This window comes from Luteibacter sp. ME-Dv--P-043b, assembly GCF_030209605.1.
GTDB lineage: Bacteria > Pseudomonadota > Gammaproteobacteria > Xanthomonadales > Rhodanobacteraceae > Luteibacter.
The window spans coordinates 38,836-54,980 of the sequence record NZ_JARVRT010000020.1 but is presented as its reverse complement, the minus strand read 5'-3'; the positions used below and the strand labels follow the sequence as shown (position 1 = coordinate 54,980).

18 protein-coding genes are annotated in these 16,145 nt (G+C 69.6%); all 18 read left to right on the top strand.

What is annotated here, in order from left to right; translation table 11 throughout:
- Positions 1-62: 62 nt before the first annotated feature.
- Entirely contained in the window at positions 63-404 is a 342-nt protein-coding gene (locus QRN34_RS13105) for a hypothetical protein (protein WP_285405043.1), read from the top strand.
- A 191-nt stretch (positions 405-595) separates the two neighbouring features.
- The gene (locus QRN34_RS13100) at positions 596-1,699 is read left to right on the top strand and encodes a Glu/Leu/Phe/Val dehydrogenase dimerization domain-containing protein (RefSeq protein ID WP_036143059.1); all 1,104 of its coding nucleotides are present in this window, start codon (positions 596-598) and stop codon (positions 1,697-1,699) included.
- A 523-nt stretch (positions 1,700-2,222) separates the two neighbouring features.
- Entirely contained in the window at positions 2,223-2,492 is a 270-nt protein-coding gene (locus QRN34_RS13095) for an acyl carrier protein (RefSeq protein ID WP_036143061.1), read from the top strand.
- A gap of 8 nt (positions 2,493-2,500) precedes the next feature.
- Positions 2,501-3,286, top strand: coding sequence for a glycosyltransferase family 2 protein (locus QRN34_RS13090; RefSeq protein ID WP_285405042.1), 786 nt, complete (start codon positions 2,501-2,503; stop codon positions 3,284-3,286).
- Complete coding sequence (locus QRN34_RS13085) at positions 3,286-3,894, top strand: outer membrane lipoprotein carrier protein LolA (RefSeq protein ID WP_036143065.1); 609 nt, start codon at positions 3,286-3,288, stop codon at positions 3,892-3,894. Before QRN34_RS13090 ends, QRN34_RS13085 begins: the two co-directional genes overlap by 1 nt.
- Positions 3,891-6,242 carry an MMPL family transporter gene (locus QRN34_RS13080; RefSeq protein ID WP_285405041.1) on the top strand — a complete coding sequence of 784 codons (2,352 nt, stop codon included), beginning with the start codon at positions 3,891-3,893 and terminating at the stop codon, positions 6,240-6,242. Before QRN34_RS13085 ends, QRN34_RS13080 begins: the two co-directional genes overlap by 4 nt.
- Positions 6,239-7,504, top strand: coding sequence for a beta-ketoacyl-ACP synthase (locus QRN34_RS13075; protein ID WP_285405040.1), 1,266 nt, complete (start codon positions 6,239-6,241; stop codon positions 7,502-7,504). Before QRN34_RS13080 ends, QRN34_RS13075 begins: the two co-directional genes overlap by 4 nt.
- Positions 7,501-8,727: a beta-ketoacyl synthase N-terminal-like domain-containing protein gene (locus tag QRN34_RS13070; RefSeq protein ID WP_285405039.1), complete on the top strand. Its 1,227-nt coding sequence runs from the start codon at positions 7,501-7,503 to the stop codon at positions 8,725-8,727. The genes QRN34_RS13075 and QRN34_RS13070 overlap by 4 nt, the downstream gene beginning before the upstream one ends.
- Positions 8,724-9,464: a beta-ketoacyl synthase chain length factor gene (locus QRN34_RS13065; RefSeq protein WP_285405038.1), complete on the top strand. Its 741-nt coding sequence runs from the start codon at positions 8,724-8,726 to the stop codon at positions 9,462-9,464. The genes QRN34_RS13070 and QRN34_RS13065 overlap by 4 nt, the downstream gene beginning before the upstream one ends.
- Positions 9,440-10,228: a lysophospholipid acyltransferase family protein gene (locus QRN34_RS13060; protein ID WP_285405037.1), complete on the top strand. Its 789-nt coding sequence runs from the start codon at positions 9,440-9,442 to the stop codon at positions 10,226-10,228. The genes QRN34_RS13065 and QRN34_RS13060 overlap by 25 nt, the downstream gene beginning before the upstream one ends.
- On the top strand, positions 10,225-10,494 hold the full coding sequence (locus tag QRN34_RS13055) for a phosphopantetheine-binding protein (RefSeq protein WP_285405036.1): 270 nt from the start codon (positions 10,225-10,227) through the stop codon (positions 10,492-10,494). The genes QRN34_RS13060 and QRN34_RS13055 overlap by 4 nt, the downstream gene beginning before the upstream one ends.
- Positions 10,482-11,654 carry a hypothetical protein gene (locus tag QRN34_RS13050; RefSeq protein ID WP_285405035.1) on the top strand — a complete coding sequence of 391 codons (1,173 nt, stop codon included), beginning with the start codon at positions 10,482-10,484 and terminating at the stop codon, positions 11,652-11,654. The genes QRN34_RS13055 and QRN34_RS13050 overlap by 13 nt, the downstream gene beginning before the upstream one ends.
- The gene (locus tag QRN34_RS13045; protein ID WP_285405034.1) at positions 11,647-12,600 is read left to right on the top strand and encodes a glycosyl transferase; all 954 of its coding nucleotides are present in this window, start codon (positions 11,647-11,649) and stop codon (positions 12,598-12,600) included. Before QRN34_RS13050 ends, QRN34_RS13045 begins: the two co-directional genes overlap by 8 nt.
- Positions 12,590-13,048, top strand: coding sequence for an acyl-CoA thioesterase (locus QRN34_RS13040; RefSeq protein WP_285405033.1), 459 nt, complete (start codon positions 12,590-12,592; stop codon positions 13,046-13,048). Before QRN34_RS13045 ends, QRN34_RS13040 begins: the two co-directional genes overlap by 11 nt.
- Positions 13,048-13,770, top strand: coding sequence for a class I SAM-dependent methyltransferase (locus QRN34_RS13035; protein ID WP_285405032.1), 723 nt, complete (start codon positions 13,048-13,050; stop codon positions 13,768-13,770). Before QRN34_RS13040 ends, QRN34_RS13035 begins: the two co-directional genes overlap by 1 nt.
- Positions 13,767-14,945 carry a beta-ketoacyl-ACP synthase gene (locus tag QRN34_RS13030; protein WP_285405031.1) on the top strand — a complete coding sequence of 393 codons (1,179 nt, stop codon included), beginning with the start codon at positions 13,767-13,769 and terminating at the stop codon, positions 14,943-14,945. Before QRN34_RS13035 ends, QRN34_RS13030 begins: the two co-directional genes overlap by 4 nt.
- Positions 14,942-15,418 carry a 3-hydroxylacyl-ACP dehydratase gene (locus QRN34_RS13025; RefSeq protein WP_285405030.1) on the top strand — a complete coding sequence of 159 codons (477 nt, stop codon included), beginning with the start codon at positions 14,942-14,944 and terminating at the stop codon, positions 15,416-15,418. Before QRN34_RS13030 ends, QRN34_RS13025 begins: the two co-directional genes overlap by 4 nt.
- Positions 15,415-16,143, top strand: a complete 729-nt coding sequence (fabG, locus tag QRN34_RS13020) for a 3-oxoacyl-ACP reductase FabG (RefSeq protein ID WP_285405029.1) — start codon at positions 15,415-15,417, stop codon at positions 16,141-16,143. The genes QRN34_RS13025 and fabG overlap by 4 nt, the downstream gene beginning before the upstream one ends.
- Positions 16,144-16,145: the final 2 nt, after the last annotated feature.

Here is a 16,145-nt window from a genome sequence, read left to right as displayed (position 1 = left end):
CGGCCCGCCCACGTTCTGGCACACGAATCCGCAACCGCGGAGCGTCGCGAAGGAGACCGTCCATGAAGCGCCCCATGCCCCTGCTCGCCACCCTGGCCGCCCTTGGCCTCACCTTCGGCGCCGCGAGCTACACCGCGCCCGCCGCGGCGCGCGAATACGTCAGCGTGACCGTGACTGACCGTCCGCCGCCGCCGCGCTTCGAGCGCATGCCGCCGCCCCGGGTGGGCTATGTCTGGGCCCCCGGTTACTGGAACTGGTATGGCGGCCGCTACGTCTGGGTCGGCGGTCGCTGGGCCGCGCAGCGCCCCGGCTACGTCTACCACCCGCCGGTCTGGCATCCCTACGGCCGCGGCTGGCGCGTCGAACGCGAGACCTGGGTGCGCGACCCCTACTGGCACCGCTGAGACCGTCTGCTGCGCCGCAACCACACGAACCGGCGCAAGGGTTTAAACTAGGCGCCTGACACGACAGATCGCCCCCGCCCTTGCAGGCCGGGGCGATTTTTTTGGACGGTCATTATCGACCGGCGGTCCCCGCCGCCGGTCATTCACCTAGAAGCGGCCTCGCCGCCGCTTGCCACTGGAGTTTGCGCTCGATGATTTTCGAAACCATCGCCAACACGGGCCACGAAGAAGTCGTCTTCTGCCACAACAAGGACGCCGGCCTGAAGGCCATCATCGCGATCCACAACACCGTGCTGGGCCCCTCCCTCGGCGGCCTGCGCATGTGGCCCTACAAGACCGAGCAGGATGCCGTGAACGACGTGCTGCGCCTGTCGCGCGGCATGACGTACAAGAACGCGGTGGCGGGCCTGAACCTGGGCGGCGGCAAGGCCGTGATCATCGGCGATCCCTCCAAGGACAAGTCCGAGGCGCTGTTCCGCGCGTTCGGCCGTTTCGTCAACTCGCTCAACGGCCGGTACATCACCGCCGAGGACGTGGGCATCGACGTCAACGACATGGAATACGTCTACCGTGAAACCGAGTACGTCACCGGCGTGCACCAGGTACACGGTGGCTCGGGCGATCCCTCGCCGTTCACCGCGTTCGGCACGCTGCAGGGCCTGATGGCCGCGCTGCAGTCCAAGCACGGCAACGAGGACGTGGGCAAGTACAGCTACGCCGTGCAGGGCTGCGGTCACGTGGGCAGCGAGTTCATCAAGCTGCTGCGCGAACAGGGCGCCAAGGTGTTCGTCACCGACATCAACAAGGATGCCGTGCAGCGCTGCGTCGACGAACTCGGCTGCGAGGCCGTGGGCCTGGACGAGATCTACGACGTGGACGCCGACGTCTACAGCCCGTGCGCCCTGGGCGGCACGGTCAACGAGCAGACCATCGACCGGATCAAGGCGAAGATCATCTGCGGCGCGGCCAACAACCAGCTGGCCACGGACGCGATCGGCGACGAACTGGCCCGTCGCGGCATCGTCTACGCCCCGGATTACGCCGTGAACGCCGGCGGCGTGATGAACGTCTCGCTGGAGATCGACGGCTACAACCGCGAGCGTGCCATGCGCATGATGCGGACGATCTACTACAACGTGGGCCGGATCTTCGAGATCTCCGCCCGTGACAACATCCCGACCTACAAGGCCGCGGACCGCATGGCCGAGGAGCGCATCAGCGCCATCGGCAAGATCCGCCTTCCCCACATGGGCAACGGTGCGCCGCGGTTCCAGGGCCGTATGCGCGGGCAGTAAGCCCGGCGGGATGTGCGTGATGAAGAGCCGTCCGGGCGACCGGGCGGCTCTTTTGTTGGAGGGCGAGGTGGCCAATAATGCAAATGTAGGAGCGGACGATGTCCGCGATCCCCTCAGGCCCACCCCGGCCGTATGTCCGCGATCCCCTCAGCGATCGCCTCAGGCTGGCCAGGGCGAACGGCCAAACCCCGAAAAGACACACCTCCCCGCCAGGGTGGCTTCGTTGGGCTCACGGAACCGCCTGGACCTTGGGGCGCATGGCGTCTTTCGCCTCGACCGAAGGTGAGGGTTCGCCCACATCGTGGGCTCCTACCTGGCCTTATGATCTGTTATGCTTTTGGCGCCCCTGGGTTCTTGTAAGGCTTTGCCTACACGGCGCTTTTGGGGCCAAGGGGATGCCGCCCAAGGGCTGGCGACGACACGACACTTCCGATCACCTTCATCGCCTCGGTGATGCGCATCCATGACTGGCACAAGCCATCGGTGGATCGCCCGTCCGGGGATGAAATGGACTTACCGAGCTATGAGCGCGATCCCAGCTGACACCCTCACCTACGACGACGTCCTGGTTCGGCTGCGCGCCGTGCTGCAGGAAACGTTCGAGATCGATCCGGCCAAGGTCACGCCCGAGGCCAACCTGTTCACCGATCTGGAGCTGGACAGCATCGACGCGATCGATCTGGCCATCCAGGTGCAGGACATGACCGGCACCCGGATCAAGCCCGAGGATTTCAAGAGCGTGCGTACGGTGGGCGACGTGGTCGCCACCGTGCAGACGCTGGTCGCCCGCTGAGCGGACCGATGGCGGGCCGGTACGAACCGCGCGACGACGCGGCGCCTTCCTTCGCGCCCTGCGCGGTCGTACCGATCTACAACCACGGATCGACCATCGCCGCCACGGCCGAGGCCCTGGCGGCCCATGGCCTGCCCGTGCTGATCGTGGACGACGGCTCCGAGGCCGCTACCGCCGATGTGCTGGACCGGCTGGTGGCCGGACGCGACGACCTCCGCCTGATCCGCCTGCCGGTCAACGGCGGCAAGGGTGCCGCGCTCACCGCCGGGTTCCTCGCCGCCCATGCCGCCGGCTACAGCCACGTGCTGCAGATCGACGCGGACGGACAGCACGACACCGCCGACGTGCCGCGCTTCCTGGCCGCCGCGGCCGCCGCGCCCGATGCCATGGTCTGCGGCAAGCCGATCTACGACGACTCCGTGCCCCGGGCGCGCCTCTACGGTCGCTACCTGACGCACGCCTGCGTCTGGGCGGAAACGCTGTCCTTCGACATCGCCGACTCCATGTGCGGCTACCGGCTGTACCCGCTGGCCCCGACCCGCGCGGAAATCGCGCGCAAGCCGCTGCCCTCGCGAATGGATTTCGACACCGAGATCGCCGTGCGCCTGTTCTGGCGCGGGGTTCCGGTCATCAACCTGCCGACCCGGGTGATCTACCCCGAGAACGGCCTCTCCCATTTCCGCATGTGGCGCGACAATGCGCGCATCACCGCCATGCATACGCGACTGCTGCTCGGCATGCTGCCGCGCGCGCCGCGCCTGCTCCTTCGCACCTTCCACCACGGAAACCGCTGATGCGTCGTCTTTTCGCCTTGTTTGCCCTGCTCCTCGTCTCCACCGCCCATGCCCAGGCCCCGTCGCTTGTCGACGACGTGCTGGGTCGCCTCGCGAAGCATCCCCAGGTGCGCGCCGAATTCACCCAGCAGCGCGACAACCCTGCCCTGGCTGCGCCGCAGGTAAGCAAGGGCGACCTGTTGTTCGTGATCGGGCACGGCATGATCTGGCATACCCGCGAACCGTTCGAGGACACGCTGGTGCTGACCTCCGGCAACAGCGCCCGCCTGAATGCGCAGGGCAAGCTGGAGCGCGTGCGCGATGGCAACCGCGGCGTCAGCCAGGTATCCGGCATGCTGCAATCGCTGCTGGCCGGCAAGTCGGACGAGGCCATGCGCCAGTTCACCATCACGGCCGAGGGCAGCCCGGAAGCGTGGTCGCTCCGCTTCGTGCCGCGCCAGGCGCGCGTCGCGCGTGTCCTCGCCGGCATCACGCTCAAGGGCGATGCGTTCCTCGAATCCATCGAGGTGAACCTCGCCAGCGGCGAGCGCACGCTGATCACCTTCACCGGCACGCGCGACGCCGATACGCTCACCCCGCTCGAAACGCAGGTCCTCGGCGTCAAATGAAGGCGTCGCCGACCACTGTGCGCGCCGGTCTGTTCGCCATCGCGGCGCTGGGCGTCTGCCTGCTGTGTGCGTGGCTGCTGTTCGGTCGCGCCACGTCGCCGTTGCAGACGGACATCCTGACCATCCTGCCGGCCACGGAGCGCCACCCCCTGGCCGAAGACGCCGTCGAGCGCCTGGCCCGCGCCAGCGGCGACCGGATGATCCTGCTGGTGGCGAACCGCGACGACGCCTCCGCCAAGGACGCCGCTCGTGAACTGGGCGAGACGCTGGGCAAGGACCCGACGTTCGCGTCGGTGATCGCCGAGCTGCCGCCGTTCGACCTCGACCAGCTGGTCACGCCGTTCCTGCCGTTCCGCTTCCACCTGCTGACGCCGGAAGATCGCGCCGCCGTGACCCTGCCGGGCTTCGATGCCGTCGCCACGCTGTCGCGCCGGCTCAACGAGCCGTTCGGTGCCAACGTGGGCGCGAAGCTCACCGACGATCCGTTCGGCTGGATGCAGCACTGGCTGGACCGCCAGCCCTGGAACCGCTCGGCCCTCGTTCCCGAGGACGACATGCTGACCGCGCACCAGGGCGACACCAGCTACGTGCTGGTGATCGCCACGCTCAAGGGCTCGTCGTACGACGACACGGTGCAGCGCGCGGCGCTGGCCACGCTGGAGCGTGCCGAGGCCGGCATGCTGGCGAAATACCCCGGCACCACGCTGCTGCGCACCGGGGCGATCTTCTACGCGGCGGCGGCGCGCGCCGGCGCCGAGCGCGACACCCACGTGGTGGGTATCGCCTCGTCGGTGGGTATCGCCCTGCTGTTGCTGCTGGTGTTCCGCTCGGCGCGGCCGTTGCTGATCGCCTTCCTTTCCACCGCGCTGGGCGTGGTCGGCGCCATCGTCGCCACGGTGCTCGTGTTCGGCCAGCTGCACCTGCTGACCCTGGTGTTCGGCGCAGCGCTGCTGGGCGAAGCGGTCGATTACTCGATCCAGTACCTCTGCGCGCGTGCGAACGCCGGTGCCGCCTGGAACGCCGAACGCGGCGTGCGCCAGGTGCGTCCGGCGCTGCTGCTGGCGCTGGGCACCTCCCTGCTGGGTTACGCGCTGCTCGGCGTGGTGCCGTTCCCGGCGCTGCAGCAGATGGCCGTGTTCGCCATGTCGGGTATGGCGGTGGCCTGCGCCAGCGTGTTCTGGCTGCTGCCGGCGCTGGCGCAGAAACCGGCGCGCGCGCCGCTGTCGCCGGCGCTGGTGCGCCTGGCGCTGGGCTGGCAGCGGGCCGCCTCGGGCCGGCGCGCCCTCGTCGTGCTGGCCGTGCTCGCGCTGGTCGCGATCCCGGGCTGGCTGCGGCTGGGCCACGACGACGACATCCACCTGCTGATCTCGCCGCCGAAAACGCTGGAAGCACAGACGAACGCGATCCGCGACGTCGCCGGCTTCGGCGGCGGCACGCAGTTCTGGCTGGTCGAGGGCGCCACGCCCGAGGACGTGCTGCAGCGTGAGGAAGCGCTGACCGATCGCCTCCAGGCCTGGATCGCGCAAGGCAAGCTCACCGGCTTCACCGGCATCACCGCCATGCTGCCCTCGGCGAAGCGACAGGCGGCCAACATCGCCGCGCTCGATCCACTGTTCACGCCGCGCGAACGCATGACCGGCTGGCTGGGCGCGGCCGGCTTCCGGCCGGAAGGCACCGCCGCCTTCGTCGCCGCCTACCCGGGGCGCGCCTTCACGCTGGACGACTGGCGCGCCATGCCCGCCTATACGCCGTTCCGTTACCTGTGGCTTGAAGGTGAACACGGCACCGGCAGCATCGTGGTGCCGCAGGGCCAGGACGACGTGGCGCTGTTGCGCGACGCATCGGCGGGCCTGCCGGGCGTATCGCTGATCGACAAGCCGGCCAGCATTTCCGCACTGTTCGGCCGCTATCGCAGCTACGCCGACGTCTGGCTGGGCGGCGCGCTGGCCCTGGTCGGGCTGGCCTTCCTGTGGCGCTACGGCCCGCGTGCGGTGGGCCGCGTGCTGTTGCCGCCGATGGCCGGCATCGTCTTCAGCGTGGCCGCGCTGGGTTATCTCGGCCAACCGCTCACGCTGTTCCACATCATGGCCCTGATGCTGGTGCTGGGCGTGGGCGCGAACTACGCCGTGTTCCTGCGCGAGGGTGAGCCGCATGCGGCGCATATCCCCGGTGCCGCGTACGCGGGCGTGCTGCTGTCCGCCGTCACCGCCTTGCTGTCCTTCGGCCTGCTCGCGCTGAGCACGATGCCGGCCCTGCAACATTTTGGCCTCACCCTGTTACTCGGGATCGGCTTCACGGCGCTGGTGGCGCCCGTGAGCGTTCCCGCACCGAAGAAACCACTCGCATGAACAGCGCAGCACAGGTCACCGGCGGACGGACGCCCCGGCGCGTCGTCGTCACCGGCTTCGGCGGCATCACCCCGCTGGGCAACGACTGGGACGCCATCGAGGCGCGCCTGCGCAGCTTGCGCAACGCCGTGCGTCGCATGGGCGAGTGGGATTACTTCGATGCACTGAACGGCCGCCTGGGCTGCCCCGTCGATGATTTCACCCTGCCCGCCCACTGGTCGCGCAAGCACCTGCGGTCGATGGGTCGCGTGGCGCAGCTGGCCGTGGCCGCAAGCGAGCGGGCACTGGCCGATGCCGGCCTGCTCGACGATCCGGCCATCGGTGACGGCCGCATGGGTGTGGCGTACGGTTCGTCCGGCGGCAGCATCGCGCCGGCCCGCACCATCGGCCGCATGCTGGAAACCGGCTCCATGCAGGGCGTGACCGCCACCAGCTACATCCAGATGATGGCGCACACCACTGCGGTGAACGTGGGCGTGTTCTTCGGCCTGCGCGGGCGCATCATCACCACGTCCAGCGCCTGCACGTCGGGCAGCCAGGCCATCGGCTATGGCTACGAGGCCATCCAGCAGGGCAAGCAGACGCTGATGCTGTGTGGCGGCGCGGAGGAATTGTCCGGCCCGGGCGCGGCGGTATTCGACACCTTGTTCGCTACCAGCACGCGCAACGACGCGCCGGCCACCACGCCGCGTCCGTTCGACGCGAAACGCGACGGCCTGGTGGTGGGCGAAGGCGCCACGACCCTGGTGCTGGAAGAATACGAGCATGCGCTGGCACGCGGCGCCACGATGTACGCCGAGGTGGTCGGCTTCGGCACCAACTCCGACGGCCAGCACATCACCCAGCCCACGCGCGAGACCATGGCCGCGGCCATGCGCATGGCGCTGGCCGACGCCGGGCTGCCTGCCGATGCGATCGGCTACGTGAGCGCGCACGGCACCGCCACCGATCGCGGCGACGTGGCCGAGAGCCACGCCACCGCCGACGTGCTGGGCGCGGGCGTGCCGATCAGCTCGATGAAGAGCTACGTGGGCCACACGCTGGGCGCGTGCGGCGCGCTGGAATCGTGGTGGGCGATCGAGATGATGCGTCGCGGCTGGTTCGCGCCCACCATCAACCTGGACACTCCCGATCCGGAATGCGCCGCGCTGGATTACCTCACCGGCCAGGGCCGGGAGATCCGCACCGGGTACGTGATGAACAACAACTTCGCGTTCGGCGGCATCAACACCTCGCTGATCTTCAAAGCCCTGCCCGAATGAGGCGCGTCGTCGTCACCGGCATGGGCGCCGTGTCCTGCCTCGGGCCGGATCGACGCGCCCTGTTCGACGGACTGCGCGCCGGACGCGCGGGTTTCCGCGACATGCCGGACTTCGCGGCGCTGGGCATGCGCTGCCGTGTGGCCGCACCGGTCGAGCTGGACGGCCTGGCGCCACCACCGCGCAAGCTGCGTCGCTACCTGCCGCCGGCCGCGGAATACGCCTGGCACGCCACGCGTGAGGCGCTGGACGAGGCCGGTCTGGACGCCGCGCGCCTGCACGAGCGCGATGCCGGCGTCGTCATGGGCGGCTCGGCCGCACTGAGCGAATACGACGCGGGCCTGACGGTGTTCCAGGGCCGCGGCATCGGGCGGCTGTCGCCGTTCACGGTGCCGCGCACCATGGGCAGCGCGATAGCGGCGACGCTGACGCATGCCTTCGGTTTCGGCGGCCGCGCCTTTACCGTCAGCTCGGCCTGCAGCAGCGCCACGCATGCCATCGGCCAGGCAATGGAACTGATCCAGCTGGGCCGCCAGGACATCGTGGTCTGCGGTGGCGCGGAAGAACTGCACGACAAGGCCGCGATGTGCTTCGACGTGATGCATGCGCTGTCCACCGGCAGCGTGGCCGGGCAACGTGTGTCCGCGCCTTACGAAGCCGATCGCGACGGCCTGCTGCTGGGCGGCGGCGCCGGCGTGCTGGTGCTCGAATCGCTCGACCACGCCCTGGCTCGCGGCGCGACCATCCTCGCGGAAATGGCAGGTTACGGCGCCGCGTCCGATCCGGACGGCATGATCGGGCCGGCGGCGGACGGCATGGCCGAGGCCATGCACCAGGCGATCGACCTGGCCGGCATCCTGCCCGACTACGTGAACACCCATGCCTGCGCGACCGTGCACGGCGACCTGGCCGAGTGGCAGGCGCTGCAGCGCGTGTTCGCCGATCGCGGGCAAGCGGTGCCGTGGATGTCCTCGATCAAGGGGCTGACCGGACACGCACCCGCGGCGGCCGGCGCGCTGGATGCGATCGCCGCCATCGCCATGATGGACGCCGGCGTGATGCTGGGCGGCGCGCCCCTTCGCGAACGCGATGCCGCCTTCGCCGACGCGCCGCTGGTGGAAGGCGAGCACGCGGCACGCATCGACAGCGTGCTGTCGAACACCTTCGGTTTCGGCGGCAGCTGCGCGGCCCTGCTGGTGCGCCGCTTCGACGAGGCCGCCGCATGATCGCGCTGCGCGTGGACGACTGGCGTGCGTGGGCACCCGGCATCGAGGATGCCGACGCATGGGCACGCTGGGCGGGGGCACCGCATGTTCCCGCGGAAACCAACGAACAACCCGACTGCGCCTTCGTGCCGCCGATGCAGCGGCGCCGGCTCAGCCGGCTCGCCCGGATCGTGATGCATGCCGCCTGGCCGCTGTGCGGTGAGGACGAACAGCTGCCCTTCGTCTATGCGTCGCGCCACGGCGAAACCACGCACACCTTCGCGATGCTCGATGACATCGGCCGCGGCGTGCCGTTGTCGCCTACCCGCTTCGGCCTGTCCGTGCACAACGCGATTGCCGGGCAATGGTCGATCCTGCGCGAACAGCGCGGCGAGTCCGTGGCCATCGCCGGGGAAGCGGATACGTTCGAACACGCCATCGTCGAGGCGGCCACGCTGCTCGATGACGACGTGCCCGCAGTGATCGTCGTCATGGCTGAAGAGCGGCCGCCGGCTGCCTACGACGGCTGGATCGACGACGTGCCGTGTTCCTATGCCGTTGCGCTGCGCCTGTCGCGTATCGGCGCAGAGGGCGCCGGACCCTGCTGGCGTTTGTCGCTGGGCAAGGCGGACACCACACCGCTGCCGATGTCGTCCGATTACCCGCATGCCTTGCGCTTCGTCCGCGCGCTGCACGATGGCGCTCCCTTCGCACCTGCATGGAAGGCCCGGCAGTGGACCTGGCGACCGCTCCCGTGACGCGCCGCCGCGACGCCTGGGCCTGGCGTTTCGTCGCCACGGCGCTCAGCTTCGCGCTGTTCGGTGTCGGCGGGCTTCTGCTGCGCGGGCTGATCCTGCCCATCGTGCTGCATTGGCCGGGCGAGCCTGCCGTGCGCCGCCGACGCGCGCGACATACCGTGGGCCGCGCCTTCTGGCTGCATTCGCGGTTCATGCAGCGCATGGGCGTGCTCGAGATGCGTTTCGAGGGCCAGGAACGCCTGGGCAAGCCGGGGCAGATGATCGTCGCCAACCATCCGTCGCTGATCGACGTGGTGTACCTGCTGGGCCACGTGCCCGACGCCAACTGCATCGTCAAGCACGGGCTGTGGAAGAACCCGTACATGCGTGGCCCCGTGACCGTCGCCGAATACATCAGCAACGACGGCAGCGCCGAGATGCTCGACCGCGCGGCTGCGGTGTTGCGCGAGGGACAGACACTGATCGTCTTCCCCGAGGGCACGCGCACCACGCCTGGGCAGCACCCGGTATTCCACCGGGGTGCGGCCGCCATCGCCGTGCGCGGCGCACGGGTGGTCACGCCCGTGTACATCACCGTGGAACCGACCACGCTGACCAAAGCCGACCGCTGGTACCACGTGCCCGACCGTCGCGTCCGCATGCGCCTGCGCGTGGGCGACGACATCGATGTGTCGGCCTTCAGCGACGGCGTGCCCGCACCGATCGCCTCCCGCCGCCTCAATGAGCACCTTCACCACCTTTACGCCACGGAACGGACGTCATGAACGACCTCGAAAGGGATATCGCGCAACTGATCATCGATACGCTGGCGCTGGAACACCTGCGCGTGGACGACATCGCGGTGGACCAGCCACTGTTCGGGCAGGGGCTGGGGCTGGATTCCGTGGATGCGCTGGAACTCGCCCTGGCCTTGCAGAACCGCTATGGCCTGAAGGTGGGCTCGGATTCGCGCGAGGCGCGCAAGCACTTCGACACGCTGCGCAGCCTGGCCCTGTACGTACACGCGGAAGGCACGCCATGCGCAAGCTGAGCTCCCTGGTGCTGCTGATCGTCGGCATCCTCTATCCGTTCATCGTCTACTTCGGCATGGACCATGTGTCCACGCCGATGTTCGGGCTGATCCTCGGCGCGCTGTGGCTGGTTCGCGCGCCGGCGCTGATGCGCCAGCCGGGCGGTCGCTGGATGCTGGCGATCACGCTGGTCTACTGCGCGGTGCTGGCGTTCGGCGGCGAGGAACACCTGCTGCGCTGGTACCCCAGCCTGATCTGCGCGCTGCTGTTCGCAGCGTTCGCGCTCAGCCTGAAGTTCGGGCCGCCGATGATCGAGCGCATCGCGCGCGTGGCCGAGCCCGACCTGCCGCCGGTGGCCGTGGCCTATACGCGCAAGGTCACCTGGGTGTGGGTGGCGTTCTTCGTGGCCAACGGCACCGCATCGGGCCTGCTGGCCGCGTGGGGCCCGCTGTCCTGGTGGACGTTCTACAACGGCATCCTGGCCTACTCGGTGATGGGCGTGCTGTTCGTCGGCGAGTGGATCATGCGCCAGCGCCTGCGCCGCCGGATCAACAAGGCACCGATGGACGCGGCCGCCGCGCGACTGCACTCGCATCCGTGGGTGGACGGTGCCATGGGCGGCTATGCCGGAAAGAAGGGTCCCGGCATGGTCGTGGCTCTCTCCGCGGCAGGGCGTACCGCCCTGCTGCGCCACGGGCGCACGGGCCTGCTCAACGAACTCGGCCAGCAGGCCGCGGGCGACGATGCGCTGTCCACACCGCTGGTCTGGCGCTTCGCTTCCCGACTGCCGGAAAGCGCCGGCGTGGACGACGTGCTGCGCGGCGCTTTGCCCGACGATCCGGTGATCCTGGCCGAGCGCCGCGACGGCGACGACGTGGTCATCGACCTCGAACTGCCGCTCGACCTGGCCTGCTTCGCCGACCATTTCCCGGAAGCCCCGGTGCTGCCGGGCGTGACCCAGGTCGGCTGGGCGCTGGCCTTCGCCGCGCCGCGACTGGGTACGTCGACGACCTGCCGCGCGATGGATGCGCTGAAGTTCCAGCGGCTGCTGCGCCCCGGCGACCGTATACAGCTGACCCTGCGCCACGATGCCGAACGGGGACGGCTGCACTTCGCCTACCGCATCGACGGCGAGCCGGTGTCCTCGGCATGGCTGCGCATGGGCGATGCGCATGCCTGACTCCGTCGCCACCGGGCACTGGGCCACGCGCCGGGAGCGCGGCAGCTTCCACCTGCTCAAGCTCACCGCCATCGCCGTGCGGCTGCTCGGCCGCCGTCCCGTGGCGCCCGTCATCGGGCTGGTGGTCCTGTATTTCTTCGTCACCGGACGCCGGGCGCGCCGGGCGGTCGCCGACTACCAGCGACGGCTGGCGGCATGGAGCGGCCGGGACGACCTGTTCCCCCGCCGCCGTGCCGCGCTGGCCCAATACCGCGCCTTCGGCGAGTGCATGCTCGATCGCTTCGACCTGTGGCGCGGCCGGCTGACCCTCGCCGGGGTCGACATGCTGGACCCGGACGACGTGCGTGGCGCCCTGCTCGGCGGCGGCCGTGGCCAGATCCTGGTCTGCACGCACCTGGGTAACCTGGACGTGTGCCGCGCCATGGCGCAGATCGGCGAGGGCGTGGCGCTGAACGTGCTGATGCACCTGCCGCAGGCCGCCCATTTCAACCGCCTGCTGGCCCAGTCGGGCGACCCGCGGCTGCGGCTGATGCATGTGGGCGACCTGGATACGGCAACCATGCTGGACCTGTCGCAGCGGCTGGACCGCGGCGAGTGGATCGCCATCGCGGGCGACCGCGTGCCCGTGCATGGTGGCCGTACCGTGGCCGCCGACTTCCTCGGCGCTCCGGCGCCCTTTCCGCAGGGGCCGTGGCTGATGGCAGCCCTGCTGCGTTGCCCGGTCAACCTGGTGTGCTGCCTGAAACAGGGCGGGCGCTATCGCATCCACCTGCGCCGTTTCGACGACGCGTCCGGCTGGGACCGATCGCACCGCGAACGTATCATCGGCGAATCGGTGCAGCGCTATGCCGACTGGCTGGCGCAGCGCTGCCTCGACGCACCCCTGCAGTGGTTCAACTTTCACCCGTACTGGCAAGGTACGAACGGAGCGTCGCATGCGCGCTAGCGGTGTGCTCGGCACGCAGATCGAACTGGTGGTGCCGTTCTTCGACGTGGATTCCATGGAGGTGGTCTGGCACGGCCACTACGTGAAATACCTGGAGCTGGCGCGCTGCGCGCTGCTGGACGAACTGGGCCACAACTATGTGCGCATGAAGGAGACCGGCTTCGTCTGGCCGATCATCGACATGCAGTTGCGCTATGCGCAGGCGGCACGCTTTGGCCAGACCCTGATCGCGCGCGCCGACCTGGTGGAATGGCAGAACCGCCTGAAAATCCATTACACGCTGAGCGACGCCGCCAGCGGCGAGCGCCTCACCCGCGCCAGCACCGTGCAGGTGGCGGTCAGCCTGGCCACGGGCGAGATGCAGCTGGTCTCGCCCCGTGTCTTCACCGACGACGTGGAACGGCGCCTGGCGCGTTCGCCGTCGTACGCCGTCCTGGATCGCGCGTGATGAAATACGCCAGCGCCACGTACGTGGAAGAAACCCGCCTCGGCTTCGTCTTCCTGCGCACCCACACCTGGCAGCACCACGTGTTGCGCGTGGCCATCGACGACCTGAAACGCCTGATCGGATCGCCGCTGCCGCAGGGCGGCACGCTGCTGGACGTGGGCTGCGGCCAGGGGCGCTCGTTCCGCTACCTGCGCGATGCGTTCCGGCCGGATCGCCTGATCGGCCTGGATGCGGATCCGCACAGCCTGGAGCACTCGCAGGCGGAAGCGTCGCGCGAAGGCATCCAGGCCACCCTGTTGCTGGGCGACTGCGCGCACATCGACCTGCCCGACGCCAGCGTGGACGTACTGTTCTGCCACCAGACCTTCCACCACCTGGTGGAACAGGAACGCGCGCTGGACGAATTCTGGCGCGTGCTTAAACCGGGCGGCCTGCTGCTGTTCGCCGAGTCGACGCGGGCGTATATCGACACCTGGGTGATCCGCTGGTTCTTCCGCCACCCGATGCACGTGCAGAAGAGCGCGGACGAATACCTGGCGATGCTCCGCGACCGGGGGTTTGGTTTCGACGCGCGCCAGGTCTCGCTGCCCTACCTGTGGTGGAGCCGCGCGAAAGACTTTGGCCTGCTGGAGCGCTGGGGCATCCGCCGGCCACCGCCGCCGGGCAGGCGCGACGAAACGCTGGTGAACGTCGCCGCGCGCAAACCGCTCGACCCCGCATGACCACCTTCCTCAACGCACTGGGTGTGGCCTGCTCGCTCGGCGTCGGCAAGGCGGCCGTGGCCGAGGCCCTGTTCGGCGGCGCAATGCACGGCCTGCGTGACAGCCCCGACTGGGTGCCCGGCCGCACGCTGCCGGTGGGTGGCATCGACGCAGCGCTGCCGTCGCCGCCGCCGGCAATGGCCGATCGCGACACGCGCAACAACCGCCTGCTGCTGCTCGCCGCGCAGGAGATCGAGGACGAACTGCGCGTCGCGGTGGCACGTTACGGTGCCGATCGCGTGGGCGTGGTCATCGGCACCAGCACCACGGGCATCGAGGAAGCCACCGCACACATCGGCACGCGGGGCGCCACGGGCACGTGGCCTGCCGCGTACCGCTACACCGACCAGGAACTGGGCGCACCGGCGGCCTTCCTGGCCGAGTGGCTGGGCACCGCCGGGCCGGCCTACGGCATTTCCACGGCCTGCACCTCGGGAGCGCGCGCCTTGCTTAGCGCGCGGCGCCTGCTGCGCCTGGGCCTCTGCGACGCCGTGGTCTGCGGTGGCGTGGACACGCTGTGCCGGCTGGCCACGCAGGGTTTCGCCGCGCTGGAGGCGATCGACGACCGGCGCTGCCTGCCGTTTTCGCAGGCACGCCGGGGCATCAACATCGGCGAGGCGTCCGCGCTGTTCCTGATGACGCGCGACACCGGGCCAGTGGCCTGCGTGGGCGGCGGCGCCAGCGCCGATGCCCACCATATGTCCTCGCCGCTGCCCGACGGCAGCGGCGCCGCCGACGCGATGCGCCATGCCCTCGCCGACGCCGGCATCCCGGCGGCCGCCATCGACTACGTGAACCTGCACGGCACCGCGACGGAGCACAACGACGCCATGGAAAGCCACGCGATGGCCCGGACCTTCGGTCACCCCGTGCCTTGCTCGTCCACCAAGGCCCTTACCGGCCACACGCTGGGCGCGGCCGGTGCACTGGAAGCGGCGTTCTGCTGGCTGGTGCTGACCGATCCCGCGCGTCGTCTGCCGCCGCATGTGTGGGACGACGATACCGACCCCGCCCTGCCGCCGCTGCATTTCACCGCACAAGGCCACCGCCTGGCGGACGGCACACGGCACCTCATGAGCAACTCGTTCGCGTTCGGCGGCAACAACGCGAGCCTGATCCTGGCGAACGCGACATGACCCTCTGGCCTATCGAAACCCTGCTGCCCCACGCCGGGCGGATGATCCTGCTCGATCGCCTGGTGTCGTGGGACGCCGAAAGCGTGGTCTGCGAGCGCCTGGTCCGCCGCGGCGACCCCTTCGTCGACGCCACCGGCCTGCCCGCGTGGGCGGGCGTCGAGCTGATGGCCCAGGCCATCGCCGCCTGGAACGGCTGCGGCATCCTCGCCGCCGGCGGCAGCGTGCGCCCGGGTTTCCTGCTGGGCACGCGCAGCTACCGCGCCGATGCCGACGCCTTCGCCCACGGTGCGCTGCTGCGCATCGAGGCGATCCGCCATTTCCACGACGAGGACGGCATGGGCGCGTTCGCCTGCCGCATCGACAGCGACACAGCGCACGCCGAAGCGCGCCTGACCGTCTTTAGCCCGGTCGATCCGACGCCGTTCCTCGATCCTCGCCATAACCGTCTCGACTCCAGGGGTACCGCACCATGAGCGACACCGTTCTCGTTACCGGCTCCAGCCGCGGCATCGGCCGCGCCATCGCGCTCAACCTCGCCGACGCAGGCTACGACCTCGTGGTGCACTGCCGGTCGCGTCGCGAGGAAGCGGATGCCGTGGTCGCCGAAATCCTCGGCAAGGGCCGCGCGGCACGCGCGATCCAGTTCGACATCGCCGACCGCGCGGCCTCCGCCGCGGCGCTGGAAGCCGACGTGGCGGAACATGGTGCGTATTACGGCGTGGTCTGTAACGCCGGCCTGACGCGCGACGGTGCGTTCCCCGGCCTGACCTCCGAAGACTGGGACCAGGTGCTGCGCACCAACCTCGACGGCTTCTACAACGTGCTGCATCCGCTGGTGATGCCGATGATCCGTCGGCGCAAGGCGGGGCGCATCGTCTGCATCACCTCGGTGTCGGGCCTGATCGGCAACCGCGGCCAGGTGAACTACAGTGCGTCCAAAGCCGGTGTGATCGGCGCGGCGAAGGCGCTGGCGGTGGAACTGGCCAAGCGGAAGATCACCGTCAACTGCGTGGCGCCGGGCCTCATCGACACCGACATGCTCGATCCGGAGGTGCCGGTGGAACAGATCCTCAAGGTGATCCCGATGGAGCGCACCGGCACGCCGGAGGAAGTGGCCGCCGCGGTGCGCTTCCTGGTCAGCCCGGAAGCCGGCTACATCACCCGCCAGGTGCTGGCCGTCAACGGCGGCCTCTGCTGAGG